The following is a 26,271-nucleotide window of genomic DNA, read 5'->3' as shown; positions in this document are numbered from 1 at the left end:
ATGAATGCGCAATTGCAGTACCAGATCGAGCAGTTTTTCTACCGCAAATCCGAACTGTGCGATGCCCAGGAATGGGACGCCTACATCAACCTGTTCGACGAGCAGAGTGAGTTTCACCTGCCGCAATGGGACTCGGAACACGTCTACACCCGCGACCCCAAACGCGAAATGTCGCTGATCTACTACCCCAACCGTTCGGGGCTGGAAGACCGGGTTTTCCGCTTGCGTACTGGTAAATCCGCTTCATCGACACCGATGCCGCGCACCTCGCACCTGATCAACAACGTGCGGATCAGCGAGCTCGACGGCGGTGAGCTGGAAGTGCGCCTGAACTGGCACACCTTGTTCTATCGCCTGGCCACTTCCGAGCAGTTCTTCGGCCGTGCGACGTATCACCTCAAGCCCCACGCAGACAGCTGGCGGATCACCCGCAAGCATGTGCTGCTGCTCAACGACACCATCAACTCGGTGCTCGATTTCTACCACCTCTGAAACCATGGAGACCGGGGCATGAACCACAAGGTCGCGTTCAGCTTTGCCGACGGAAAAACGCTGTTCTTTCCCGTACAACCCAACGAAATACTGCTCGACGCCGCCCTGCGCAACGGCATCAACATTCCCCTGGATTGCCGCGAAGGCGTCTGCGGAACCTGCCAGGGTCGATGCGACTCGGGAGACTACAGCCAGGATTACGTCGACGAGGAAGCCCTCTCCGCCCAAGACCTGCAGCAACGCAAAATGCTCAGCTGCCAGACCCGGGTCAAATCCGACGCAGCGTTCTATTTCGACTTTGCTTCAAGCCTGTGCAATGCACCGGGGCCTGAGCAACTCAGTGGCACGGTCACTGAAGTCCGACAGATCTCAGCCAGCACAGCGATCCTGCATCTGGATCTTGGCCCAACCAACCCGCTGGACTTTCTGCCGGGGCAATACGCCCGATTGCTGATCCCGGGGACTGAAAGCAAGCGTTCCTATTCGTTCGCCAATCGGCCGAGCAGCGGCAATCACCTGCAATTCCTGATTCGACTGTTACCCGACGGCGTGATGAGCAACTACATCCGTGAACGCTGTCAGGTGGGCGACAAAATCGGGCTGGAGGCACCACTGGGCGCCTTCTATCTTCGTCACGTTGCCAAGCCCCTGATCCTGGTGGCGGGTGGTACCGGGCTTTCCGCGCTACTGGGCATGCTCGACGAATTGGCCGAGCGTGGATGCCCGCAACCGGTGCATTTGTATTACGGCGTGCGGGACGCCGCCGACCTGTGCGAACGAGCACGCATCGAGGCCTATGCCGAGCGCATTCCAGGGTTTCGCTACACTGAAGTGGTGAGTGACCCGACGCCGCAATGGACAGGAAAACGCGGCTACATTGCCGAACATTTCGATATCAGTGAACTCCACGACGCACCTGCCGATATGTATGTCTGTGGGCCACCGCCGATGGTCGAATCGATCAAGAGCTGGTTGCAATCCCAGGCACTCGACAGCGTTCATTTGTATTACGAAAAATTCACCGAGAGTAATATCTGACGCTTCACATCAGACCTGACAACAATAATCAAAAGGGAACGAGATGGCGGATGAAATCTTGCAACAGGGCGAGCTCAAACGAGGATTGAAAAATCGCCATATTCAACTGATCGCTCTGGGCGGAGCGATTGGTACCGGGCTGTTCCTCGGTTCGGCTGGTGTACTCAAGTCGGCCGGGCCGTCGATGATTCTCGGCTACGCGATTGCCGGGTTCATCGCGTTCCTGATCATGCGCCAGCTGGGGGAGATGATTGTCGAAGAGCCGGTTGCCGGTTCTTTCAGTCACTTCGCCCACAAGTACTGGGGCGGCTATGCCGGGTTTCTGTCCGGCTGGAACTACTGGGTTTTGTATGTGCTGGTCGGCATGGCAGAGCTGACGGCCGTCGGCAAATACGTGCAGTTCTGGTGGCCGGAAATTCCCACCTGGGTCAGCGCGGCGGTGTTCTTCGTGCTGGTCAACCTGATCAATACGATGAACGTCAAAGTCTTCGGCGAGATGGAATTCTGGTTTGCGATCATCAAGGTCGTGGCAATCATCGGCATGATCGTTTTGGGTTGCTACATGCTGTTCAGCGGCTCAGGCGGCCCGCAAGCCTCAGTCAGCAATCTATGGAGCCACGGCGGTTTCTTCCCCAATGGCACCACCGGTTTGCTGATGTCGATGGCGTTCATCATGTTCTCGTTTGGTGGCCTGGAACTGGTCGGTATCACCGCGGCTGAAGCCAGCGAACCGAGGAAGGTCATCCCCAAGGCGATCAACCAAGTGGTTTATCGCGTATTGATCTTCTACGTCGGCGCACTCACCGTACTGCTTTCGCTGTACCCATGGGATCAACTGCTGCAAACCCTGGGTGCGTCCGGCGATGCTTACAGCGGCAGCCCATTCGTGCAGATTTTCTCCCTGATCGGCAGCGATACGGCGGCGCAAATCCTCAACTTCGTGGTGCTCACTGCGGCGCTTTCGGTCTACAACAGCGGCGTCTACTGCAACAGCCGCATGCTCTACGGCCTGGCCGAACAGGGCGATGCACCGAAGTCGCTGATGAAGCTGAACAAACAGGGTGTGCCGTTGCGCGCGTTGGGCATATCGGCGCTGATCACGATGTTGTCGGTGCTGGTCAACTACCTCGCCCCGCATGAAGCGTTGGAGCTGCTGTTCGCCCTGGTGGTCGCCTCGCTGATGATCAACTGGACACTGATCAGCCTGACCCACCTGAAGTTTCGCAAAGTCATGGGCCAGCAAGGCGTCGTGCCGGGCTTCAAGTCGTTCTGGTTTCCCTTCAGCAACTACCTGTGCCTGGCGTTCATGGCCATGATCATCTGGGTAATGTGGATGATCCCGGGTATACGCGCCTCGGTCATCGCGATACCGGTGTGGGTGTTAATTATCTACGTGTTCTACCGGGTGCGTGTGGCGCGGGATCGGGCTGTGCCAGTCGCTCAGTAATCCCCGCTTAACAAAAAGCCCCGGCATTCAATGAATGCCGGGGCTTTTTTATCCGGTTCGGATCAGAGCGTCGAGCGTACGCGCCACAGCTCCGGGAACAGCACCGTGTCGAGCATCTTGCGTAGATAACCGACACCTTCAGTGCCGCCGGTACCCGGTTGAAAGCCGATGATCCGCTCAACCGTGGTGACATGCCGAAAGCGCCACTGGCGAAACGAATCTTCGAGGTCGATGAGTTTTTCGGCCAGTTGATAAAGGTCCCAATAACGCGACGGATCTTTGTACACCACACGCCACGCCGCTTCGACCGAAGCGTCATGCTGCGTCGCGCTGGTCGGGTCACGCTCGAAGCGCTGCGGGTCAATCTGCAGGCCGGCGCTGGCCATCAAACGAATCGCTTCGTCATACAGCGACGGCGTGGCGATCGCCTTTTCGAGTTCCTGTAACAGCTCCGGACGATGGGCATGGGGGCGCAACAAAGTCGCGCTTTTATTGCCCAGAATGAACTCGATTTCTCGGTATTGAAACGACTGAAAGCCCGATGACTGCCCCAAAAATGGCCGAATCGAGTGGTACTCGGTCGGGGTCATCGTGGCCAGCACCGTCCAGGCATGCACCAGTTGATCAAAAATCCGCGAAACCCGCGCCAGCATCTTGAAGGCCGGCGGCAACTCTCCCAGGCGCAGGTGTTCGCGGGCAGCCTTGAGCTCGTGCAACATCAGCTTCATCCACAGCTCGGAGGTCTGGTGCTGGATGATGAACAGCATCTCGTTATGGTCCGGGGACAACGGGTGCTGGGCACTGAGAATGCGCCCAAGATCCAGGTAGTCGCCATAGCTCATGGAGTCGGAAAAATTCAGCTCGGCGTCATGCCATTCCTCTGGCGGCTGACCCGATGAATACGGACATTGGCTCATTGCGCAGGCTCCTCACGTGGCGGTGGATTGAGTGGACGCAAAATGGCCCTGACCGGGCTGGCGTCGAGATTGGCAAAGCGCAGCGGCAGTGCAATCAGTTCGTAGTCCCCTTCCGGGACCTCGTCGAGCACGATGCCTTCCAGGATCGCCATGCCATGGAGAGCGACGGCATTGTGCGCATCCATGGTCTTGGATTGCTGCGGGTCCAGCGAAGGCGTATCGATGCCGATCAAGCGCACGCCGAGGCTGGCCAGCAAGTCGACGGTTTCCTTGGCGACCGCGGTGAAGTCCGCATCCCAGGTCGTCAGCGGTGCCTGTCGATAGGTTCGCAACAGGACACGTTCGGGCAGCTCGAGCAAACGACCGGCCAGTTGCTCAGGATGCACCAGTCGGCCGCTGTCCAGGCAATGCACTACGCGACAAGGCCCCATGTAAACGTCCAGCGACACTTCCCCAATCGGCGCGCCATCAGCGCTGTAATGCAGCGGCGCGTCGACATGGGCGCCCGTGTGAGGCGACAGGGTAATGCGCCCGACATTCACCGGACACTCAGGCCCGAAGGTCCAGACGCGTTCTTCCTGAAAAGGCGTATCACCCGGCCAGGTCGGTGTTGCCGCGCTCAAGGGCGGGCTGATATCCCACCACGATCTTATTTTTTTCATTGCAAACTCTCGGCATGGTCCGAAATGAATGATACGAGTGATACCCGTGAATATTCTTGCGAAAACCTTCGAAAACGCCTGGTTCTTTCGCAGGAACTGCCAGGAATCAGGGATTTTTTGAGAGGAAGTTTCAACGGGAAAAAGCAGATCGCTCAAACGCCACTCTCATCCGCCGAGCGTTGCCTGGATTGATGAGGGTAGCTGCGTTTCTGGATAGCTCAGTGTCGAGTACAGACAACTGATCCCGGACCAAGCCCTATAGGGTGGCGACTTCGTTCTTCTGCTTATGTCTGGAGTTCACATGTCCGCACCTATCACCGTTCTTCGCGATACCCACCCGCTGCCAGTGCTCGACGCCTGCAAATGGGAAAAACTCGAAGGCGACCCGCACACCGTCAACCTCAACGCCTATACCAGCGAAGACGGCAGCAAGATCATGGGCACCTGGATCTGCACGCCGGGCAAGTGGTACGTGGAATATGTGAAGTGGGAATACTGCGATTTCCGCGAGGGCTACTGCATCATCACCCCAGAAGGGAAAGAGCCGATCCATCTGCGCGCCGGGGATATCTTCGTCATCGAACCGGGGATGAAAGGCACGTGGGAAGTGGTTGAGACCGTGCGTAAGTATTTTGTGTTTGCCTGATGCAAAAAACCGAGAGACCACCCGACGTGGTCTCTCGGAAAAATACTGATGACGCGTTACCTGCGGCTGAGTGCTGTTGTGGTGAGGGGGCTCGCCCCCGTTCGGCGGCGAAGCCGTCGTAAAACCTGACGACTAGGTCGTGACGGAAGAAATGCAGGGGAGTGCTGCGCACTCCAACGGGGGTAAGCCCCCTCGCCACAAAACCCCCTCGCCATAGGCAAGCCTCCACCCCACAAAAAATTCACTCACCACCAGACTCGGATACCTTTACTGAGGTTTGCGATAGCTGTTGATGATCGCCGAGAAGTCCTTGCCTCCCTCCCCGCGCTGGCTCATCGCCTGATACAACTGCTGGGCCACCGCGCCAAGCACCACCGGTTGGTGCGCCTGACGTGCCGCTTCCGTCGCCAGCCCCAGATCCTTGAGCATCAGTTCAGCACCGAAACCGCCGGTATAACCGCGCGAGGCCGGTGCCGTTTCGACGATGCCCGGCCACGGGTTGTACATCTCCGAACTCCAGCAACGCCCGGTCGAGCTGTTGATGATCCCGGCCAACACGCCGGTGTCGATCCCCAGCGCATCGCCCAAGGCCATGGCTTCGCTGACGCCGACCATCGAGATCGCCAGCAACAGGTTGTTGCAGATCTTGGCGATTTGCCCGGTGCCGACTTCGCCGCAATGGACGATGTTGCGGCCCATCTGCGCCAATACCGGTTGCAGAGTGGCGAACAGTTCAGGGGTGGCGCCGACCATAAAGGTCAGCGTCCCGGCCGTTGCACCACCGGTGCCGCCGGAGACCGGTGCATCGGCCATGGCCACGCCTTGCTTGGCAGCCGCGGCAGCCACGTCGCGCGCGGTTTGCGGATCAATGGTGCTGCAATCCACCGCTGGCACGCCTTTGCCGATACCGGCGAGTACGCCGTCCTCACCGAGCCAGACGCTGCGCACATGCACAGCGGCGGGCAACATGGTGATCACCAGCTCTGCACCTTCTGCGGCCTCGCGGGCCGAAGCGCTGATGCTGCCGCCCAGTTGCTCCAGCTCGGCCAGAACGGTTTTGTTCAGATCGACCAGGTTCAGCGAGTGGCCAGCCTTGATCAGGTTGCGCGCCATCGGCGCGCCCATGTTGCCGAGACCGATAAAAGCGATTTTCATGTCCGGCTCCTTAACGCAAGTTGATGGTGGTGTTCACACCGTCGTTGACGCTGTCGTCATCGAACCAGCGACTGGTGACAGTCTTGGTCTGAGTGTAGAACTGCACCACTTGCTTGCCATACGGGCCGAGGTCGCCGAGTTTCGAACCGCGGGAACCGGTGAAGCTGAAGAACGGGACCGGCACCGGAATCGGGATATTGATCCCGACCTGGCCGACGTCGATTTCGCTCTGGAATTTACGCGCCGCTGCACCGCTCTGGGTGAACAGGCCCGTGCCGTTGCCGAACGGGTTGGCGTTGACCAGTGCAATCGCCTGATCGAGGGTGTCGACTTCCAGCACCACCAGCACCGGGCCGAAGATTTCCTGGGTGTAGATCTGCATTTCGGTGGTCACGCCGGAGAACAGCGTTGGACCAACAAAGTTACCTTTCTCGAAGCCAGGAACGCTGATTTCGCGACCATCGAGCTCCAGCTTCGCGCCTTCCTTGATGCCGCTTTCAATCAGATCCAGAATCCGCGCCTTGGCCTTTTTGGAAATCACTGGGCCGACGTCAGTGCCTGCTTCGCTACCGGCATTAACCTTGAGTTTCTGCGCCAGTGCCTTCAGGTCCGGCAGCCATTGCTTGGCCGCGCCCACCAGCACCACCACCGACGTGGCCATGCAACGCTGACCGGCCGCACCGAAACCGGCGCCGACCAACGCATTGAGAGTTTGTTCGCGATTGGCATCCGGCAGCACCACGGCGTGGTTCTTGGCGCCCATCATCGATTGCACGCGTTTGCCGTGTTTGCCGGCCAGGTCGTAGACGTGAGTGCCGACGGCGGTCGAACCGACGAAGGAAACCGCCTTGATGTCTTTATGGGTGCAGAGCGCGTCCACCACATCCTTGCCACCGTGAACCACGTTGAGCACGCCCGCCGGAACACCAGCCTCAATCGCCAGTTCCACCAGCAGAACGGTCGACAGCGGATCCTGTTCGGACGGTTTGAGCACAAAGGTGTTGCCGCAGGCGATGGCCATCGGGAACATCCACAGCGGAATCATCGCCGGGAAGTTGAATGGCGTGATGCCGGCGCAAACGCCGATCGGCTGACGCAGGGTGTAAGTATCAACGCCGCCTGCAACGTTTTCGGCGAACTCGCCCATTTGCAGGGTGCCGATGGAGCAAGCATGCTCAACCACTTCCAGGCCACGGAAAATGTCGCCTTCAGCGTCAGCAATGGTTTTGCCTTGCTCGGCACTCAACACCACGGCGATGCGTTTGGAGTGTTCGCGAATCAACGCCTGGAGCTTGAGCATGATGCGCATCCGCGCGCCGATTGGCGTCAGCTTCCAGGTCTGGAAGGCGCGGTGAGCGGCACTGATGGCGGCGTCGACTTCTTGCGCGGTAGCAAACGGAACCTTGGCCAGCACTTGCTGGGTCGCCGGGTTGACGATGTCGTGCCATTCGGTGGTCTGGGACTCGACCCACTCGCCGTTGATCAACAGCTTTACGGTTTGGACGGTGGTTTCGTTTGGCGTGAGCGATGCGTTCATGCTGGTCTCCAATACTTATTGTTATGCAGGGAGCCAAGGCGGGTAAGTCGCCTTGAGATGAGGCGTGTGTCGCGAATTGGTTGTCGGACTGTTTTTGGAGTATAGATGTGCAAACTTCTAATAAGAACGCACATAAAAGCCGGTCCAACATGCAAAAAAACATCACGTCTTTAGGTTCGCTGAACTGGGATGACCTCAAGTTTTTCCTCGAAGTCGCCCGCACCCGCAAGGCCAGCACCGCGGCCAAGCGCCTGGCGGTGGACTACACCACCGTGTCCCGACGCATCAGTTCGCTGGAAGCGGCGTTGGGCACATTGCTGTTCGAGAAGTCCCGGACCAGCGGCTTCGTCCTGACCGCCGAAGGCCAGCGTTTGCTGGGTTACGCCGAGTCGATTGAAAGCACGTTGCACATGGCCTGTGAACAGGTTTCCGGCTCCGGAGTGGCGTTGTCCGGGCATGTGCGCATGGGTTGCACCGAGGGTTTCGGCAGTTTTTTCATCACCCCGCAGCTGAGCCATTTCGTCGACGCCTACCCGGCGATCTCGGTGGACATCCTGCCGCTGCCGCACTTCATCAGCCTGTCCAAGCGCGAGGCCGACATCGTCATCGCCCTGGAACGCCCGGAGCATGGCCCGTACGTCTGCTGCAAACTCTGCGACTACAAATTGCAGCTGTACGCGACCCAGGATTACCTCGACAAACACCCACCGATCCGCCGCCCGGCGGACTTGGGTAAGCATTCATTCATAAGTTATGTCGATGACCTGGCCTTCAGCTCAGAGCTGCTGTACCTGGCGAACGTGCTGCCCGGCGCCAGCGCCAACCTGCGCAGCACCAGCGTGATCGCGCAGTTCGTGGCGGCGCAGCAAGGGCGATCACTGGCGATCCTGCCGTGCTTCCTGGCGGCGCAGGACCCACGACTGCTGCCGGTGTTGCCGGAAGAGATCAACATCACCCGACAGTTCTGGATGTACTGTCGGGAGGACCTGCGCAAGCTCAAGCGGATCACCCTTTTGTGGGATTACATCCGCCAAGTTACAGAGCAAAATCAGGACCTGTTGATGGGGGAAACTCGGGAGATGTTGTTCGCCGATTAATCGGCGATCACCACGATCGACACCCGGCGATTCTCGGTGCGGCCAGCGGTCGTGTCATTGGAAGCAACCGGCTCAGTGCTGCCAAGTCCTTGAAGCTTGATGTTCTCTTCCTTCATCCCGACCGCCATCAGCACGTTGCGAACGCTTTTCGCCCGGCGCAGGGACAACTGCTGGTTGTAAGTCTCTTTGCCCGATGCATCGGTGTGGCCGTCGACCCGCACCCGCTCAATGCCGACACCCAGCAGCGCCTTGCCGATCCGTTGGACGATCTCGGTGCTCTGGGAATTCAGGCTTTCAACGTCGCTGCCGAACAGCACTTTGCCGGACAGGCCAAACGCCCAGCCTTCGTCGGTCAACTCGAAACCTTGTTGCTTGAGTACGGCGATCTGCGCCGGGGTCAGACCTTTTTGTGGCGCGGTCTGGCAACCGGTCAACGCCAATAAGCCCATGAACAGAATGAGAGTGAAAAATCGCAGGGAACGTTGAGGGATTGAGAACACAGAAATTAGCTCCTGGTTTGAATATGGACGACAGGGTGCTCCGACCCGGCCGTGTGCTGTGCGCCTCGGGACAGGCGCTTGGCTTGGTACATCGCCGCATCGGCGGCGTTGAGCAGGGCACCCGGTGTGGCACCATGATCGGGATAGACGGCAATGCCGATACTGAGTGAGGTCAACACCGAGGTGTTGCCTGGCAACGAAATGGGCGCCGCCATGCTGGCAATGATCTTGTCGGCAATGCGCTCGGCGTCTTCGGTCTTGTGCAACGTCGTCGAGCAGGATCGCGAACTCGTCGCCGCCCAGACGCGCCAGCAGGTCCTCTTCGCGCAACTGCGCACGCACCCGCGTGGCCACCGCCACCAGCACGGCATCGCCAGCGGCATGACCGAAGTTGTCGTTGATCTCTTTAAACCGGTCGCTGTCGAGAAACAGCACCGCCATGCGCTCATTGAGCTTGTTGGCATTGCGCAACGCGCGAATCAGCCGACCTTCGAAAAACGCCCGGTTCGGCAATCCGGTAAGGCTGTCATGGCTGGCTTGGTGAGCCAGGGTTTCGTTTTCGCTTTGCAGGTGGGTTTGCCAGGCTTCGAGCTCATCGAGCAATGCATTGAAGTCGTTGCCCAGGTTATCCAGCTCGGCGATGTCGGCCGGCGGCACGCGTTGGTCGAAGGCACGTTCGCTGCGGGCCGCGTGAGCCACGGACGCCAGGCTGCGCAGCGGGCCGGTGATTCCGCGAAGCTGTCGGCGCGCCAGATAAAGCGCGACCCAGGCACTGACCGCCGTACACACGACGATCCCCATCAGCCCGCTGAGCAAGAAGCGCATCAGGCTGCCACCGTGGCCGGTGAGCTGAATGCTGCCGATCTCCTGGCCCTGATGAAGAATGGGCATGCTGATGGGTTTTTCCAGAAAGGCCTTGGCGATCTGCATTTCGAGATCGGAGAACAACCCGGTTTCCGGTCGCTGCCAACGGGCCAGCAGCACACCCTGCTCGTCGAGCACTTGGGCATCGGCGACTTCTTCGGTGGACGCGATCAAAGCCAACGCTTCGGTGGCGGCGACCTTGTCGTTGAACACCACTGCGGCTTCGACGGTGTAGTTGATCGAGCGAGCAATCAGGTGCAGGTTGTGGTCGGCATAGACCCGCAACGCCAGAACCCCGAGCAACGTCAGCGAGACGCTGGCCATGGCCACGCCGACCAGCGCGACGATCAAATGACCGCGACCGATGACCGAACGCAAGGTTGGGCGCTTACCCGATTTGAATAGACTCATGGTGCAGCCGGCTTGCGGCGCGACAGTTGCAGCACGCTGGGGTGAATCCGCACACCACTGCGGGCGACGGAGTCGAGGTTGACCTCGAAGGACACCTGATCGTCGCTGACCCGCAGACAGAAAAGGCTGCCAACGGTGCATTGATCGCTGCCTTCGCTGATGCTCAGCACCGGGCGACCGTTCAACGAGGTGAACAAGCGACTGCGCTCATCGGCGGTCAACTTGCCGATATAGACGGCATCGCACTCACTGGCAATTGCCGGATTGTCGGCCAGTAGTCTGGTTACGGTGACAGGTCGACCGGTGGCCTGGGTCGAGCCCTTGACCAGATCGTCGGTGTATTCGGTCGGACCGACCACACACAGCCGCAACTGCGCAGGCTCCACGGGCCAGCGGGCATAACTGAGAATCCCGAGCACCACTTGGGTGACCGCTTTGGCACGTTGATCGGCCATGCTGACGGCCGTTTCAGGCTGAGCGGACGCGACGCCAGTTAGCAAACAGAGTAGGCCGACAAGCAATACGCGCTTGCAGCCAATAACGCACTCTGTCGCTCGGACAGCCACCTTCATGCAGGATTCTCTTCGATCTTAACGGAATGATGCCGCAACGATAGCACAGCACCGAAACGCCAGCGAGGCCGCGGAACAGGGCACTTCGGACAGATATCCGTCGTCAACCGATTGGCATTTTAAGGGCTAGACTTATCACCCGCCTCCAACTCCAGCATCAACCCGCTCAAACGCTTCACTTTGCGTTGCACGGCCTCCTCGAACACACCGGCACGCGGCTCGATCAGAGTGAACCAGTCCTTGGCCCGGGTGATCCCGGTGTAGATCAGTTCTTTGGTCAGTACCGGGTTCAGGGCATCAGGCAGAATCAACGCTGTGTGGGCAAATTCCGAGCCCTGGGATTTATGCACGGTCATTGCGTACACCGTCTCGACATCGTTGAGTCGGCTCGGCAGAACAAAACGCACGCCACCCTGGCCGTCGTTGCGCGGAAAGGCGACACGCAGTACGTGCTTGCCTGCCTCGGGCCCCTCGCGCTCCGGCAATTTGAGCGCAATGCCAATGTCGCCGTTCATCAAGCCCAGGCCGTAGTCGTTGCGAGTCATCAGCACCGGCCGGCCTTCGTACCACTGCTGATCGCTGTCGATCAGCCGGGCCTTGAGCAAGGCGTCGGTGACTCGTTGATTCAGGCCTTCGACACCCCAAGGCCCTTTGCGTACAGCGCACAACAACTGGAAGGTATCGAAGGCTTGCAACACTTGCCGCGCCCACTCAGTCCAGCGTTTGTCATCAAGGGCGCAGTCAACGGGTGGTCGCTGGTTGCGCAGCAGACTCAGGTAATGCCGATAACCTGGTGGTCCGTCGTTATGGCCGTCCAGCAGCAAACGCTCCAGCGCTTTGTCCTGTTCACCTTTGAGCGGCAGGGAAAACACGTCTTTGTAGTTACGTTCGGCCAACAGCTTGCGAGCTTCATCGGGTTGTTGCTGATTGACCCAACGCGCCAACTGACCAATGCCGCTGCCCTCGCCGAATCGACGTGAGTGTCGCAGCATCACCACTTGCTGGGCCAAGGGATGAGTGCCCTCCAGGTCCTCATGCAAACCGCTGGTCTCGAGACTTTCGCCGCTGACAGCCTCCAGCCACTGGCGAGTCTGCGGGCTGTACCACCCGGCCTCGGCGTCGCGACACAAATCGCCCAACACGGCACCGGCCTCCACGGAGGCCAGTTGGTCCTTGTCACCGAGCAGCACCAGACGCGCATGGGCCGGCAACGCGTCGAGCAAATTGGCCATCATCTCCAGGTCAATCATCGATGCTTCATCGACGACCAGTACATCCAGTGGCAAGCGATTACCGGCGTGGTGACGGAAATGTCGGGTGCCGGGCCGACTGCCCAGCAAACGGTGCACAGTGGTGACGTCGGACGGAATCTTGTCCCGTACTGCCTCGGCTACCGTCAGGGTTTGTACTTGCTGACTGATGGATTCCGTCAGCCGCGCTGCTGCCTTGCCGGTCGGTGCGGCCAGACGAATACGCAACGGTTTTCCGGCCTCCACGGCAGGCGCCTGGAGCAGCGCCAGCAGTCGCACCACCGTAGTGGTCTTGCCGGTCCCCGGACCGCCGGTGACGATACTGAACGCGCCGCGAGTGGCCAGGGCGCACGCGAGTTTTTGCCAGTCGATCACCTCACCAGGCTTGGCGGGGCCGAACAAACCGGTCAGGCGCTGGAGCAAATCCGCCGGCGTTGCTTCATGTTCCGCCAGGCGTTGACGCAGGGAATTGTCGATGCGCCGTTCATAAGCCCAGTAGCGGCGCAGGTACAGACGCTTGCCCGACAACACCAGGGGCCGATGCCGGGCTTCTTCACAACCGTCTACCGCCAGTGCCACCAGACTGCTGGCGGCCAGTACCTTGCACCAGTGAGCGCCGTCCAGCGCTTCAAGCAATTGTGATGGCAGCAACATCGCGCCACTTTGCAGATCGCCTTCGGGTGGCAGCGACAGGGCGAAATCCGGCGCCTTGAGCGTCTCGAACAAGTCCAGGCAGACATGACCGTGACCGAGCTGGTGACTGGTCAACGCTGCCGCCAGCAACACCAGCGGATCATCATTGGGGGCGAGTTCATGAAGGAAGGCGACGAAGGCCTTGTCCAGGGCACGCAGCCAACCGCGTTCGACCCAACGGGTGAGCAGCAGCAAAAGGTCGTCCGCGCGAGTCAACGGCGCCAGGTCTGCCAGACTTTCGGCCGCCAATGGCGTGGGCAACAAATCGGCGAAGGTGCGGCTCATAGCAGTACTCCCTGTTCCCAGGCGGGCTCGGCCTTGGGTTCCTGCTTGCCCTGGAACAGACGATCCAGACGCTCGATCAATTCCCGAGGCGGACGGGCGAAATAAACGCCCTGGCTGGCCGCTCGCGTTCCGCGCAGGAACAGGTACAACGCGCCACCGACATGTCGGTCGTAGTCATAATCGGGCAGCCGCGCCTTGAGCTGACGGTGCAGGGCCAACAGGTACAACACGTATTGCAGGTCGTAGCGGTTATCGAGGATCGATTGTTCCATGGCTTGCTCGGTATAAGCCGAATCATCGACGCCGAGCCAGTTGGATTTGTAGTCGGCGACGTAGTAACGACCTTCATGCTCGAACGTCAGGTCGATAAAGCCTTTGAACATGCCATTGAGCATCACCGGCTCAGCGGCCACTCGGGCCACGCCGTTGTGGGTGTATTGGCGCACCAGTTCATCGAGTTTGAGCACATCGACTTTATGACTGGCGAACCAGAATTCCATCTCGACCCGGTATTGGTTGAGTTGCTCGAAGACCACTGGAGGCTGCCCGCCGCCGATGTGCAACGGCGATCTGAGCAGGTGCTGCAGCCAGTCACTCAACGTGACGATCCAGCCTTCCCAGCCGCGGCGATTACAGCGACGGCCAACGGCGTCTTCCACCGCTTTTGGCGTTGCGCTGAAGCCTTCATCACCAGCCCATTCCAACAAACCATGGAGAAAGGTTCCGGGGTTCGGACCACGGGGGAAGCGGTGAATGTCAGCGCCGCCAGTGACCACGTCCCGTGGTGCTTCGGGGTCGAGACGTTCGTCGTCAAAGAGTTTTTGCGCTTGCGGGCTTTCCGGTGCTTCGTCAGTGCCCACACTCAAGATGTCGCCAATGCGCAAGGCGCTGTAGGAGGCGATCCACCAGTTTTCACTGGCCTTGCGTTTGGGAATCAACGGCGCGAGTAAAGTCGCTTCATTACGCGGCGGATGGTAATGCTCGCCTGTCGCTTCGGGCATCTCGCTATAACGGAGCGCCGGGCAATCCTCTTGCAAGTCTTCCAGCCAGCGCTTCAGGCCCGCAGGTTCGGCCAGCGCCGCACCACCGCCCAACAGATAACCCAATGCTGACAAGTGCAGCACCGAGCTGTTGTTATTGCCACGCTTGAGGTCAGTCACACCAAGCCAGCAGGCATGCTGCGCGCGGGTCAGCGCCACATAGAGCAAGCGCAAATCCTCGGCCAGTCGCTCGTCATCGGCCTGGGCGATCAACTCGGCTGTCGGCCTCAGGGTCACCTGGGCTTTGCCCGTGGCGTCGTGGTAATGCAGTGGTAAACGACTGCCATCCACCGGTTTCGCCGAACAGATGAAAGGCAAAAATACCAAGGGGTACTCAAGCCCCTTCGACTTGTGAATAGTTACGACCTTGACCAGTTGTTCGTCGCTTTCCAGGCGCAGGATTTGCTCCTCACCCGCCTGACCGGACAGTGCCAAGTGCTCGGACAAATGGCGGATCAGGGCTTGTTCGCCATCGAGTTCGGCGGCGGCTTGTTGCAGTAATTCAGACAGGTGCAGCAGGTTGGTCAGCACGCGCTCGCCGTCACTGCGGGTGATCAATGCCTGGGGCAGTTTGAAGTCATGCAGTAAACGACGCAGCATCGGCAGCACGCCCTGCTTGCGCCAGATCTCGCGATAACGGCGGAACTGCATGACCCGTGCTTCCCAGGCCAGTTCGTCCTGATTCAACCGCTCAAGTTCGGCCAGCGAGAGGTTCAGCGTGATACAGGCCAATGCGGCCCGCAGTGGACGCTCGACATCCGGTTCGGCGCAGGCCTTGAGCCAGGTCAGCAGGTCGTGCGCTTCCTGGGCGGCGAACACCGAGTCCTTGTCCGACAGATACACGCTGCGCACACCGCGGGCAGAGAGTTCGCCACGCACGGCCTGGGCCTCTTTACCGTCGCGTACCAGAATCGCGATATCCGCGGGTAGCAGGCCTCTGAAGTCCTTGCCGTCCTGTATGAAGCCGGCACGACCTTGTTGCCCGCCATTGAGCAGAGCGCTGATTTCACTGGCGCAAGCGCCAGCCAGTTGTTGTCGGTACACCACGCCGGACAGCGGCTGATCTGCGGACAGATGCCAGATATTCAGCGCCGGCACGCTCTGACCATCAACGTGCAGAACTTCTTTGCGACCCTGGGATTCGACAGGCAGGAAAGGTACCGGGTTTTCGCCGCTTTTCTCGCGAAAAAGGAATGCACCGCGCCCGGTCTCACGAGACTCCGCGCGTTCGAAAACATGGTTTACGGCATCGACCATGCCATGGCTTGAACGGAAGTTGGTGCCCAATGTATGCAGACGGCCGGTGGTGGCCTGACGAGCACGCAGATAGGTGTAGATGTCGGCGCCGCGGAAGGCGTAGATCGCCTGCTTCGGGTCGCCGATCAGGAACAGACCACACTCGGGATTGTTTTCTTCGATGCGATAGATGCTTTCGAAGATGCGGTACTGCACCGGGTCGGTGTCCTGGAATTCGTCGATCAACGCCACCGGAAACTGTTCGCGAATCAGGGTGGAGAGGCGCTCACCACCGTCGGACTGCAACGCTGCGTCGAGGCGCAGCAACATGTCATCGAAACCCATTTCCGCACGGCGACGTTTTTCCTCTTCGAACCGGGCACCTACCCACTGAGCAGCGTGTTGCAGAACCGCAGCGTCAGGCGTCGGCAAACTGTCGAGACTGACCTTGAGGCCAGGCATAGCGTCTAGCCCGGGATGATGAGGTGCTTCGCCTTTCCAGGCTTCGGCCATGCCATCGTTGGTCAGGCGAGTGAAGCCGGTGCCGATGTCCAGTTGTTCGAGGGCCTCGTCGTCGGCCCAGGCCTTGAGCTTTTCGAACCAGGGTTCGAAGTAGCGCGCCTGCATCTTGCGCCCGTCGACGCTTTTACTCGCCACGCCTTGGTGACAGATCGCCAGCAATTCGTCCGCCCATTGGCGCCACGGCATCTTCAGTTCGAGCAGCGCCGTGCGCCGTTCGAGCAGGCACTCGGCAATGAGCTCGGCAGGTTCTTTTCCTTCAACGCTCTCGCGTTCGCTGGCGAACAGCCCTCGCACCCGCGGCAGCAATGCCGCAGGACCACCCCAATTGCCGCGAACCCAGTTCAGCGCATCGCCCTGCATCGAGTAACAGAACAGCCGCCAGTAATCGCGCAGGACTTCGCCCAGCAGATCGCTGTGATCAGTTTCCAGGGTCTGAGTGAATAGACTGCCGCTGTCGAAGGCATGCTCGCGCAGCATGCGCTGGCACCAACTGTGAATGGTCGACACAGCCGCTTCGTCCATCCATTGAGCAGCGATGTCCAGACGGTTTGCGCAACCGGACCATTGCTCGGGAAGGAACTGGCTCCCTCAACTCTGCAATCAGGCTGTCCGGCGCGGGGGTCTCTTCCCGGAAAAACCGTGCGGCTTCGGCCAGGCGGGTGCGAATACGCTCGCGCAGTTCTTTGGTGGCGGCGTCGGTGAAGGTCACGACGAGGATTTGCGGCGGTAACAGCTCACGCCCGAAACCACTCGACTCGCCGCCATGGCCAAGGACCAGACGCAGATATAGCGCGGAGATGGTGAAGGTCTTGCCGGTCCCGGCGCTGGCCTCGATCAGTTGGCTGCCGCGCAGAGGAAAGGCCAGGGCCAACGGTGTCTTCGTCGTCATGAGCGCGCGCCCTCGCTGGTCAGTGAGCGCCAAGGGGCTTCGAGCAGTGGCCGGTACAAAGCGTCGCACCAATCGGTGAAGGTCTCGTCGGCAGTCAGGCTGTCGTAGTCGGCGAATTGCCGGGTGAGTGCCGGGCTTTCGCGGCGCTCACCATCGGTAGTCTGACCATCGCCTTCGTAGGCTTTCGCGCGGCGGCTTCGGCTTTGACCGGGTCGGTTTGACTGAGCCAGGCGAAGGCAGTTTTCACCGCGATGGGCAACGGTTGACGCATACCTGTTTGCCAGGCCAGCAGCAGGTTACCGAGGATCTGAAATGCGGCATCCTTTTCCAAAGGTTCCAGCAGCAAGCTGTCGTCGCTGGCGACCAGCGCGGTGGTCATCGATATGCCGCTGGCGCAGGCGACCAGGTGATTGACCCATGGCCGCGTCAAGCGATGCCATTTGCGAGTCTTGATCGAGCCGATACTGTTGGGAATCGTGGTGACCGACAGCAAGCCACCGTCTGCGCGTTGATGCAGGCCACTGAGCCAGCCTTCAAGACGCAAGCCGTGCAATTCCAGACTCACCGGCAAGGCACTGGCGAGCAGTGTCGGCCATAACGTCAGGAGTTGTTGATAACGTTGCAGCAGATCCGGCAGTGGCTCGATCAACTCTCGTTGAAGACATTCGCCGAAACCGGCCATGGGCAGCAGGCCGCTGTTTTGCAGGCGTATGGCCTGTGCTTCCAACGCTTGATCGGAGTGATCCAGCTGACTCAGTGCTGCTTCGAGCAAACTGTCGCTGAGGCTGTAGCGTTGCAGCGCGTCGAGAACGAAGGGTTCTTCATCGGCCAAAGGGACTTCGGCCGCTTCAAAGAACACCTTGAGCCGCTGGCTGAAGAAGTGTCGTACGGGATTGCGCAGGAAATCCTGCAATTGCCCCAAGCCCAGCGGCTCCTCCTGAATGTAGGGTTCGAGGACCTCGACATCAGTTGCTTGCTCACTGGCTTGATGAAGCACTTGCCACTCGCTGGCGTAGCTGAACAGCGCATCGCCTTCGTGAAAGTAGCGGGCGCTGAACGGTTGCAGGGGATGTTCCTGTGTCATTGCCTCAAGCAAATCATCGGCGTCGCCCTCCAGCCGCCAACCGCTGGCGAGATGATCGCGCAATTGGCCAATCAGTACCGATGCCGGCCGCTCGCTGTTATCGCGAATGCTGCGGCCTACCCAGCTGATATAGAGCTGATTGCGGGCGGACAACAGAGCCTCCAACAGGAGGTAGCGGTCATCTTCACGCCGGGAGCGATCGCCGGGGCGGTAATCACTGCCCATCAGGTCAAAGTCCAGCGGCGGTTGCGCTCGAGGGTAATCTCCATCATTCATGCCGAGCAGACAAACCAGTTTGAACGGGATCGCCCGCATCGGCATGAGCGTGCAAAAGTTGACTGCACCGGCTAGAAAGCGCTGGGACAAGCGGCCTTGGTCAAGACCGGCCAACCAGGCTTCACGGACTACGGTTAACGGTAACTTGTCCTGCAATCCCACTGATTCACAGGTATCGAGCCAGGTTTCACGCAGCTCTTCGAGTTGAGCCAGCAAGTAGTCGTCGTGCTCGTTACTGGCCTTGAAAAACAGCTGAACCAGCCCTTGCAAACGCACGCCCCACTCTTTTGGAGCAGCCGGCTGCGTAAGTTCTTGATGCGCAATCTCCAGCGCGTCGAGCAGAGCCACCAACGGACCGATGAGCGCAGCATCCAGCCCACCAATTTCGTCATAGGGTTCTATACCTTCGCAGGCACTGGCGCTGCCGACCGCGTAACCCAGCAGCATTCGCCGAAGACCGAAACGCCAACTGTTTTGCTCCAACTCCTCGGGTAGACCAAGGCCCGCGCGTTGCTCAGCATTCATTCCCCAGCGGATGCCGGCACCTTCGATCCAGCGGTGCAGCGTTGGCAGGTCACGCTCTTCGACGCCGAACCGAGCACGGAGTGCGGGTACGTCCAGCAGATCGAGAATCTCGCTAACCGGGAAACGACTGTCCGGCAGCTTGAGCAGGTGTTCGACAGCAATCAGTAACGGATCACGGCCGCGTTGCCCCTGATCCGCCAAAGTGAAGGGAATGAAACGCTGATCGTTGCGCTCTAGCTGACCAAACACCGCGCGGATGTGCGGAGCGTAGCTGTCAATGTCCGGAACCATCACGATCACGTCGCGAGGTCTTAAATCCGGATTAGCACTGAAACGCTCGAGCAGTTGATCGTGAAGGATTTCCACTTCTCGCTGGGCGCTGTGGGCGATGTGAAAACGGATCGATTTATCGATGTGTGGATCAACGGCCAGCCAATGCTCGCGGGTTTCGTTTAAAGGACGCAGTTCCAGGATGTCGTCCTGCAACTGATTGAGCATATTTTGTGGTTGGCTATCGCTGAACAGGTCGATGCGACCATCACGAAATGCCGCGCGATAGCTGCCGGGATCGTCATAGCTGTCGAGCAGATTGATGTAGTCCCGTCCCTGCTTGCCCCACGCGGCCAATAGGGGGTGAGCGTGTTGGTGAAGGGTTTGCGGGTCGAGTACAACCGGCATGCCGCTTTTGCGCGCCTGACGCTTGTATTGATGCCGCAACAGGTCTTTATCGGCGACGATGTCTGCCCAATGGTGACGACATGGGTTGTGAACGCACAGCAAGACCTGGCTGAATCGAGCCAGTCCGGCGAGTGCTTCCAGTGCTTGAGCGGGCAGCGAAGAGATCCCGAAAACGATCACCCGGGACGGTAATCCATCTGGCGCGGAGTCGAGACGGTTGATGCGTTCGATAAACCGTTGGTGAACGCCGGCACGGCTTTGGGCCATGCCTTGTTCCCCTACATCCAACAGTAGCGCACGCCACAGCTCTGCCTGCCAGCAGTTGGCCGGGGTTAGCGCCTTGGCTTCCCCTCTGCCATTACGTAGTTGATGTCGACCTTCTGCCCAATCCTCCAGCCAGTCGGCACGGTACACCTGGTATTGATCGAACAGATCCGCCAGACGCTCGGACAACTGATAGCGTTTACGCAAATCGGTGTCATGAGTGAGGAAGCGTTGCAGGGGTTCGAAATAAGGTTGGTCGATTAGCTGCGGTAGCAGGCGCATCAGACGCCAGGTCAGCGGCGCTTTATCGAGCAGGGATTTCACCGGGATTTCGTCACGACCCAGGACCATGCGATAGAGCTGCCACATGAAGCTACCCGGCAATTGCACATCGATTGCCGCCGCGATGCCACAACCGCCCATATCGTCGTCTTCAGGGTCTTCGGCCAGTGCGAGCTTCAGCCATTGAGCGATACCGTTGCTCTGCACCAAGGCGATTTCATTTTCCAGGGGAGCCAACGGGTAGTGCCGCATTACGCTGATCACAAGGCTACGCAGTTCATCCAAACTGTTGCTTTGAACCACCATAAAACCAGCATTGAGGGACGCGGCGTCCGGCATAAGGCTTCCTTGGGAAAATACAAAAGCTAGGGCCGAACCTTAGCACTGTCGGGAGACTGTGACAGCCGGGAGCCGTCTGAAGATGCTGTATGAACTTTCCTGCGGGCAAAACAAAACCCCTACCTGCATACGCAGATAGGGGTTTCGGAATTTAATCTTGACGATGACCTACTCTCACATGGGGAAACCCCACACTACCATCGGCGATGCATCGTTTCACTGCTGAGTTCGGGATGGGATCAGGTGGTTCCAATGCTCTATGGTCGTCAAGAAATTCGGTAGCCAGGTCGTTCTCCTTACGGAGTACGCTCCAGCGAATGGGTATGTGATAGATCTCGGTGTTTTGTGAGTGTCTCGAACTTTCGGTTCGTTTCGTCTTCACACACCGCAATCTGGTGCTCTTTCGCTTTTCAGCTCGAAGCAAGCAAATTGCTTGGGTGTTATATGGTCAAGCCTCACGGGCAATTAGTATTGGTTAGCTCAACGCCTCACAGCGCTTACACACCCAACCTATCAACGTCGTAGTCTTCGACGGCCCTTCAGGGGACTCAAGGTCCCAGTGAGATCTCATCTTGAGGCTAGTTTCCCGCTTAGATGCTTTCAGCGGTTATCCGTTCCGAACATAGCTACCCGGCAATGCCACTGGCGTGACAACCGGACACACCAGAGGTTCGTCCATCCCGGTCCTCTCGTACTAGGGACAGCTCCTCTCAAATCTCCAACGTCGCACGGCGGATAGGGACCGAACTGTCTCACGACGTTCTAAACCCAGCTCGCGTACCGCTTTAATGGGCGAACAGCCCAACCCTTGGGACCTACTCCAGCCCCAGGATGCGACGAGCCGACATCGAGGTGCCAAACCATGCCGTCGATATGGACTCTTGGGCAAGATCAGCCTGTTATCCCCGAGGTACCTTTTATCCGTTGAGCGACAGCGCTTCCACAAGCCACTGCCGGATCACTAGTCCCGACTTTCGTCCCTGCTCGACTTGTCAGTCTCACAGTCAAGCTCCCTTGTGCACTTTACACTCGACGACCTGATTGCCAACCAGGTCTGAGGGAACCTTTGGGCGCCTCCGTTACTTTTTAGGAGGCAGACCGCCCCAGTCAAACTACCCACCATACACTGTCCTCGATCCGGATAACGGACCTGAGTTAGAACCTCAAAGTTGCCAGGAGTGGTATTTCAACGTTGACTCCACCTGAACTAGCGTCCAATCTTCACAGTCTCCCACCTATCCTACACAAGCCACACCGAACACCAATACCAAGCTGTAGTAAAGGTCACGGGGTCTTTCCGTCATGCTGCGCGTAACGAGCATCTTTACTCGTAATGCAATTTCTCCGAGTTCGCGGTTGAGACAGCTGGGAAGTCGTTACGCCATTCGTGCAGGTCGGAACTTACCCGACAAGGAATTTCGCTACCTTAGGACCGTTATAGTTACGGCCGCCGTTTACCGGGGCTTCGATCAAGAGCTTCGCGTTAGCTAACCCCATCAATTAACCTTCCGGCACCGGGCAGGCGTCACACCCTATACGTCCACTTTCGTGTTTGCAGAGTGCTGTGTTTTTAATAAACAGTCGCAGCGGCCTGGTATCTTCGACCGGCATGGGCTTACGCAGTAAATGCCTTCACGCCTCACCGGCCCCCTTCTCCCGAAGTTACGGGGCCATTTTGCCGAGTTCCTTCACCACGAGTTCTCTCAAGCGCCTTGGTATTCTCTACCCAACCACCTGTGTCGGTTTGGGGTACGGTTCCTGGTTACCTGAAGCTTAGAAGCTTTTCTTGGAAGCATGGCATCAACCACTTCGTGTTCTAAAAGAACACTCGTCATCAGCTCTCGGCCTTAGAATCCCGGATTTACCTAAGATTCCAGCCTACCACCTTAAACTTGGACAACCAACGCCAAGCTGGCCTAGCCTTCTCCGTCCCTCCATCGCAATAACCAGAAGTACAGGAATATTAACCTGTTTTCCATCGACTACGCTTTTCAGCCTCGCCTTAGGGACCGACTAACCCTGCGTCGATTAACGTTGCGCAGGAAACCTTGGTCTTTCGGCGTGGGTGTTTTTCACACCCATTGTCGTTACTCATGTCAGCATTCGCACTTCTGATACCTCCAGCAAGCTTCTCAACTCACCTTCACAGGCTTACAGAACGCTCCTCTACCGCATCACCTAAGTGATACCCGTAGCTTCGGTGTATGGTTTGAGCCCCGTTACATCTTCCGCGCAGGCCGACTCGACTAGTGAGCTATTACGCTTTCTTTCAAGGGTGGCTGCTTCTAAGCCAACCTCCTGGTTGTCTGTGCAACTCCACATCCTTTCCCACTTAGCACGCAGCTTTGGGACCTTAGTTGGTGGTCTGGGTTGTTTCCCTTTTCACGACGGACGTTAGCACCCGCCGTGTGTCTCCCATGCTCGGCACTTGTAGGTATTCGGAGTTTGCATCGGTTTGGTAAGTCGGGATGACCCCCTAGCCGAAACAGTGCTCTACCCCCTACAGTGATACATGAGGCGCTACCTAAATAGCTTTCGAGGAGAACCAGCTATCTCCGAGCTTGATTAGCCTTTCACTCCGATCCACAGGTCATCCGCTAACTTTTCAACGGTAGTCGGTTCGGTCCTCCAGTTAGTGTTACCCAACCTTCAACCTGCCCATGGATAGATCGCCCGGTTTCGGGTCTATTCCCATGCGACTAGAATCGCCCTATTAAGACTCGCTTTCGCTACGCATTACCCTACTCGGGTTAAGCTCGCCACTGAAAATAAGTCGCTGACCCATTATACAAAAGGTACGCAGTCACCCAACAAAGTGGGCTCCCACTGCTTGTACGCATACGGTTTCAGGATCTATTTCACTCCCCTCTCCGGGGTTCTTTTCGCCTTTCCCTCACGGTACTAGTTCACTATCGGTCAGTCAGTAGTATTTAGCCTTGGAGGATGGTCCCCCCATATTCAGACAAAGTTTCTCGTGCTCCGTCCTACTCGATTTCATGACTAAGAGATTTTCGCGTACAGGGCTATCACCCACTATGGCCGCACTTTCCAGAGCGTTCCGCTAATCTCAAAGCCACTTAAGGGCTAGTCCCCGTTCGCTCGCCACTACTAACGGAATCTCGGTTGATTTCTTTTCCTCAGGGTACTTAGACTGTTTCAGTTCCCCTGGTTCGCTTCTTAAGCCTATGTATTCAGCTTAAGATACCTAACTTATGTTAGGTGGGTTCCCCCATTCAGACATCTCCGGATCAAAGTCTGTTTGCCGACTCCCCGAAGCTTTTCGCAGGCTACCACGTCTTTCATCGCCTCTGACTGCCAAGGCATCCACCGTATGCGCTTCTTCACTTGACCATATAACCCCAAGCAATCTGGTTATACTGTGAAGACGACATTCGCCGAAAATTCGCAATTACTCACAAATTTTACCTTAGCCTGATCCGTTACCAGTGAAAGTAACGTCCAGTCTATCTTTCTATCACATACCCAAATTTTTAAAGAACGATCTAATCAAAGACTAGAAATCAACATTCACCATCACCAGGATGGAATGCTCATTTCTAAGCTTTCAACAAACAGAAGCAGTAGTGGTGGAGCCAAACGGGATCGAACCGTTGACCTCCTGCGTGCAAGGCAGGCGCTCTCCCAGCTGAGCTATGGCCCCATATTTCTACAGGTGTCCCACACAAGCAAAATTGGTGGGTCTGGGCAGATTCGAACTGCCGACCTCACCCTTATCAGGGGTGCGCTCTAACCAACTGAGCTACAGACCCAATTTCGGGCTGCTTCTTTATCGTCTTCTTCAATGAATCAAGCAATTCGTGTGGGAACTTATGGAGCAGCTGATGTCGTCGATTAAGGAGGTGATCCAGCCGCAGGTTCCCCTACGGCTACCTTGTTACGACTTCAGTCCTAGTCATCGAATCACACCGTGGTAACCGCTCCTTCCCGAGAGGTTAGACTAGCTAGCTTCTGGTGCAACCCACTCCCATGGCTGTGACGGGCGGTGTGTACAAGGCCCGGGAACGTATTCACCGCAGCGTTGCTGATCTGCGATTACTAGCGACTCCGACTTCATGAGGTCGAGTTGCAGACCTCAATCCGAACTGAGACCGGCTTTTTGGGATTAGCTCCACCTTGCGGTATTGCAGCCCTTTGTACCGGCCATTGTAGCATGCGTGAAGCCCAAGACATAAGGGGCATGATGATTTGACGTCATCCCCACCTTCCTCCGAGTTGACACCGGCAGTATCCCATGAGTTCCCACCATTACGTGCTGGCAACATAGGAAGAGGGTTGCGCTCGTTGCGGGACTTAACCCAACATCTCACGACACGAGCTGACGACAACCATGCACCACCTGTCTCAATGTTCCCGAAGGCACCAATCTATCTCTAGAAAGTTCATTGGATGTCAAGCCTTGGTAAGGTTCTTCGCGTTGCATCGAATTAATCCGCATGCTCCGCCGCTTGTGCGGGCCCCCGTCAATTCCTTTGAGTTTTAGCCTTGCGGCCGTACTCCCCAGGCGGGGAACTTAATGCGTTAGCTGCGACACGGAGACCGTGGAATGGTCCCCACATCTAGTTCCCAACGTTTACGGCATGGACTACCAGGGTATCTAATCCTGTTCGCTCCCCATGCTTTCGCTCCTCAGCGTCAGTTACGGCCCAGAGATCTGCCTTCGCCATTGGTGTTCCTCCTGATATCTGCGCATTCCACCGCTACACCAGGAATTCCAATCTCCCCTACCGCACTCTAGTCTGCCCGTACCCACTGCAGGCCCGAGGTTGAGCCTCGGGTTTTCACAGCAGACGCGACAAACCGCCTACGAGCTCTTTACGCCCAATAATTCCGGACAACGCTTGCACCCTACGTATTACCGCGGCTGCTGGCACGTAGTTAGCCTGTGCTTTTTCTGCAGGTACCGTCACTTTCGCTTCTTCCCTACTAAAAGAGGTTTACAACCCGAAGGCCGTCGTCCCTCACGCGGCGTTGCTGCATCAGGCTTTCGCCCATTGTGCAATATTCCCCACTGCTGCCTCCCGTAGGAGTCTGGGCCGTGTCTCAGTCCCAGTGTGGCCGGTCACCCTCTCAGGCCGGCTACCCGATCGTCGCCTTGGTGAGCCATTACCTCACCAACTAGCTAATCCGACCTAGGCTCATCTGATAGCGCAAGGCCCGAAGGTCCCCTGCTTTCTCCCGTAGGACGTATGCGGTATTAGCGTCCGTTTCCGAGCGTTATCCCCCACTACCAGGCAGATTCCTAGGCATTACTCACCCGTCCGCCGCTCGCCACCAGGTACAAGTACCCGTGCTGCCGCTCGACTTGCATGTGTTAGGCCTGCCGCCAGCGTTCAATCTGAGCCATGATCAAACTCTTCAGTTCAAACATCTTTGGGTTTTTAAGAAACCCTAAACTTGGCTCAGCAATCGTTGGTTACATCTTTGATTTCTCGCGGAGTAACTTGTGATGCTGATAATCTTGTTGACTATCAGTCTGACTCCACAAGCACCCACACGAATTGCTTGATTCAGTTGTTAAAGAGCGGTTGGTTAAGATCTTTCGTCTCAAC

The 26,271-nt window shown here is 57.9% G+C and carries 11 protein-coding genes, 2 tRNA genes, 3 rRNA genes and 4 pseudogenes; 5 read left to right on the top strand and 15 right to left on the bottom strand.

The annotated features are described in order from the left end of the window. The 3 genes from antB to RHM58_RS12405 are packed head-to-tail and all read left to right on the top strand — an operon-like array spanning position 1 to position 2,977. Positions 1-492, top strand: coding sequence for an anthranilate 1,2-dioxygenase small subunit (gene antB, locus RHM58_RS12415; protein ID WP_201255811.1), 492 nt, complete (start codon positions 1-3; stop codon positions 490-492). Between the two features lie 18 nt (positions 493-510). Next, entirely contained in the window at positions 511-1,530 is a 1,020-nt protein-coding gene (antC, locus tag RHM58_RS12410; protein WP_201255810.1) for an anthranilate 1,2-dioxygenase electron transfer component AntC, read from the top strand. 43 nt (positions 1,531-1,573) lie between these two features. Continuing rightward, positions 1,574-2,977, top strand: coding sequence for an amino acid permease (locus RHM58_RS12405; protein WP_322270490.1), 1,404 nt, complete (start codon positions 1,574-1,576; stop codon positions 2,975-2,977). A 62-nt stretch (positions 2,978-3,039) separates the two neighbouring features. Here RHM58_RS12405 and kynA read toward each other — a convergent pair whose 3' ends face one another. Continuing rightward, positions 3,040-3,894, bottom strand: coding sequence for a tryptophan 2,3-dioxygenase (gene kynA, locus RHM58_RS12400; RefSeq protein ID WP_322270489.1), 855 nt, complete (start codon positions 3,892-3,894; stop codon positions 3,040-3,042). Continuing rightward, positions 3,891-4,556, bottom strand: coding sequence for an arylformamidase (gene kynB, locus RHM58_RS12395; protein ID WP_322270488.1), 666 nt, complete (start codon positions 4,554-4,556; stop codon positions 3,891-3,893). Before kynB ends, kynA begins: the two co-directional genes overlap by 4 nt. 301 nt (positions 4,557-4,857) lie before the next feature. On the opposite strand from kynB, the gene RHM58_RS12390 reads away from it, so the two are divergent. Then, positions 4,858-5,202 carry a cupin domain-containing protein gene (locus RHM58_RS12390; protein WP_008024653.1) on the top strand — a complete coding sequence of 115 codons (345 nt, stop codon included), beginning with the start codon at positions 4,858-4,860 and terminating at the stop codon, positions 5,200-5,202. Between the two features lie 267 nt (positions 5,203-5,469). On the opposite strand, the gene mmsB is transcribed toward RHM58_RS12390, so the two are convergent. Beyond that, complete coding sequence (gene mmsB, locus RHM58_RS12385; protein ID WP_322270487.1) at positions 5,470-6,357, bottom strand: 3-hydroxyisobutyrate dehydrogenase; 888 nt, start codon at positions 6,355-6,357, stop codon at positions 5,470-5,472. 10 nt (positions 6,358-6,367) lie between these two features. After that, on the bottom strand, positions 6,368-7,894 hold the full coding sequence (locus tag RHM58_RS12380; RefSeq protein WP_201255806.1) for a CoA-acylating methylmalonate-semialdehyde dehydrogenase: 1,527 nt from the start codon (positions 7,892-7,894) through the stop codon (positions 6,368-6,370). Between the two features lie 149 nt (positions 7,895-8,043). On the opposite strand from RHM58_RS12380, the gene RHM58_RS12375 reads away from it, so the two are divergent. Next, the gene (locus RHM58_RS12375; RefSeq protein WP_322270486.1) at positions 8,044-8,991 is read left to right on the top strand and encodes a LysR family transcriptional regulator; all 948 of its coding nucleotides are present in this window, start codon (positions 8,044-8,046) and stop codon (positions 8,989-8,991) included. Here the strand turns inward: RHM58_RS12375 and RHM58_RS12370 are convergent. The 11 genes and pseudogenes from RHM58_RS12370 to RHM58_RS12320 all read right to left on the bottom strand — a co-directional run. Next, a pseudogene (locus RHM58_RS12370) lies at positions 8,988-9,290 on the bottom strand (OmpA family protein); the annotation flags it as partial. The gene RHM58_RS12375 and the pseudogene RHM58_RS12370 overlap by 4 nt on opposite strands. A gap of 206 nt (positions 9,291-9,496) precedes the next feature. Next, positions 9,497-10,766 (bottom strand): annotated as a pseudogene (locus RHM58_RS12365) (diguanylate cyclase domain-containing protein). Further along, positions 10,763-11,338, bottom strand: a complete 576-nt coding sequence (locus RHM58_RS12360) for a YfiR family protein (RefSeq protein WP_201200356.1) — start codon at positions 11,336-11,338, stop codon at positions 10,763-10,765. The pseudogene RHM58_RS12365 and the gene RHM58_RS12360 overlap by 4 nt, the downstream one beginning before the upstream one ends. Before the next feature lie 119 nt (positions 11,339-11,457). Next, positions 11,458-13,566, bottom strand: a complete 2,109-nt coding sequence (gene recD / locus RHM58_RS12355) for an exodeoxyribonuclease V subunit alpha (RefSeq protein ID WP_201200355.1) — start codon at positions 13,564-13,566, stop codon at positions 11,458-11,460. Continuing rightward, positions 13,563-17,253, bottom strand: a pseudogene (gene recB / locus RHM58_RS12350) (exodeoxyribonuclease V subunit beta). Before recB ends, recD begins: the two are co-directional and overlap by 4 nt. Continuing rightward, a pseudogene (recC, locus tag RHM58_RS12345) lies at positions 17,250-20,701 on the bottom strand (exodeoxyribonuclease V subunit gamma). The pseudogenes recB and recC overlap by 4 nt, the downstream one beginning before the upstream one ends. A 155-nt stretch (positions 20,702-20,856) precedes the next feature. Then, positions 20,857-20,972, bottom strand: a 5S ribosomal RNA gene (rrf, locus tag RHM58_RS12340). Between the two features lie 173 nt (positions 20,973-21,145). Continuing rightward, a 23S ribosomal RNA gene (locus RHM58_RS12335) occupies positions 21,146-24,052 on the bottom strand. A 234-nt stretch (positions 24,053-24,286) separates the two neighbouring features. After that, a tRNA-Ala gene (locus tag RHM58_RS12330) sits at positions 24,287-24,362 on the bottom strand. A 32-nt stretch (positions 24,363-24,394) separates the two neighbouring features. Further along, positions 24,395-24,471: transfer RNA gene (locus RHM58_RS12325), tRNA-Ile, on the bottom strand. 83 nt (positions 24,472-24,554) lie between these two features. Continuing rightward, positions 24,555-26,084: ribosomal RNA gene (locus RHM58_RS12320) — 16S ribosomal RNA — on the bottom strand. The 16S, 23S and 5S rRNA genes sit together here with 2 tRNA genes alongside, the layout of an rRNA operon. Positions 26,085-26,271: the final 187 nt, after the last annotated feature.

This window comes from Pseudomonas sp. 10S4 (assembly GCF_034344865.1).
In the GTDB taxonomy this organism is placed as follows: Bacteria; Pseudomonadota; Gammaproteobacteria; order Pseudomonadales; family Pseudomonadaceae; genus Aquipseudomonas.
Note: the sequence above shows the minus strand (reverse complement) of the source record. Positions and strands in the feature narration are given on the sequence as shown.

Excerpts from the sequence above, each read along its gene's own strand:
- antB (WP_201255811.1), top strand. The coding sequence starts at position 1 with ATGAATGCGCAATTGCAGTACCAGATCGAGCAGTTTTTCTACCGCAAA.
- antC (WP_201255810.1), top strand. The coding sequence starts at position 511 with ATGAACCACAAGGTCGCGTTCAGCTTTGCCGACGGAAAAACGCTGTTC.
- RHM58_RS12405 (WP_322270490.1), top strand. The coding sequence starts at position 1,574 with ATGGCGGATGAAATCTTGCAACAGGGCGAGCTCAAACGAGGATTGAAA.
- kynA (WP_322270489.1), bottom strand. The coding sequence starts at position 3,894 with ATGAGCCAATGTCCGTATTCATCGGGTCAGCCGCCAGAGGAATGGCAT.
- kynB (WP_322270488.1), bottom strand. The coding sequence starts at position 4,556 with ATGAAAAAAATAAGATCGTGGTGGGATATCAGCCCGCCCTTGAGCGCG.
- RHM58_RS12390 (WP_008024653.1), top strand. The coding sequence starts at position 4,858 with ATGTCCGCACCTATCACCGTTCTTCGCGATACCCACCCGCTGCCAGTG.
- mmsB (WP_322270487.1), bottom strand. The coding sequence starts at position 6,357 with ATGAAAATCGCTTTTATCGGTCTCGGCAACATGGGCGCGCCGATGGCG.
- RHM58_RS12380 (WP_201255806.1), bottom strand. The coding sequence starts at position 7,894 with ATGAACGCATCGCTCACGCCAAACGAAACCACCGTCCAAACCGTAAAG.
- RHM58_RS12375 (WP_322270486.1), top strand. The coding sequence starts at position 8,044 with ATGCAAAAAAACATCACGTCTTTAGGTTCGCTGAACTGGGATGACCTC.
- RHM58_RS12360 (WP_201200356.1), bottom strand. The coding sequence starts at position 11,338 with ATGAAGGTGGCTGTCCGAGCGACAGAGTGCGTTATTGGCTGCAAGCGC.
- recD (WP_201200355.1), bottom strand. The coding sequence starts at position 13,566 with ATGAGCCGCACCTTCGCCGATTTGTTGCCCACGCCATTGGCGGCCGAA.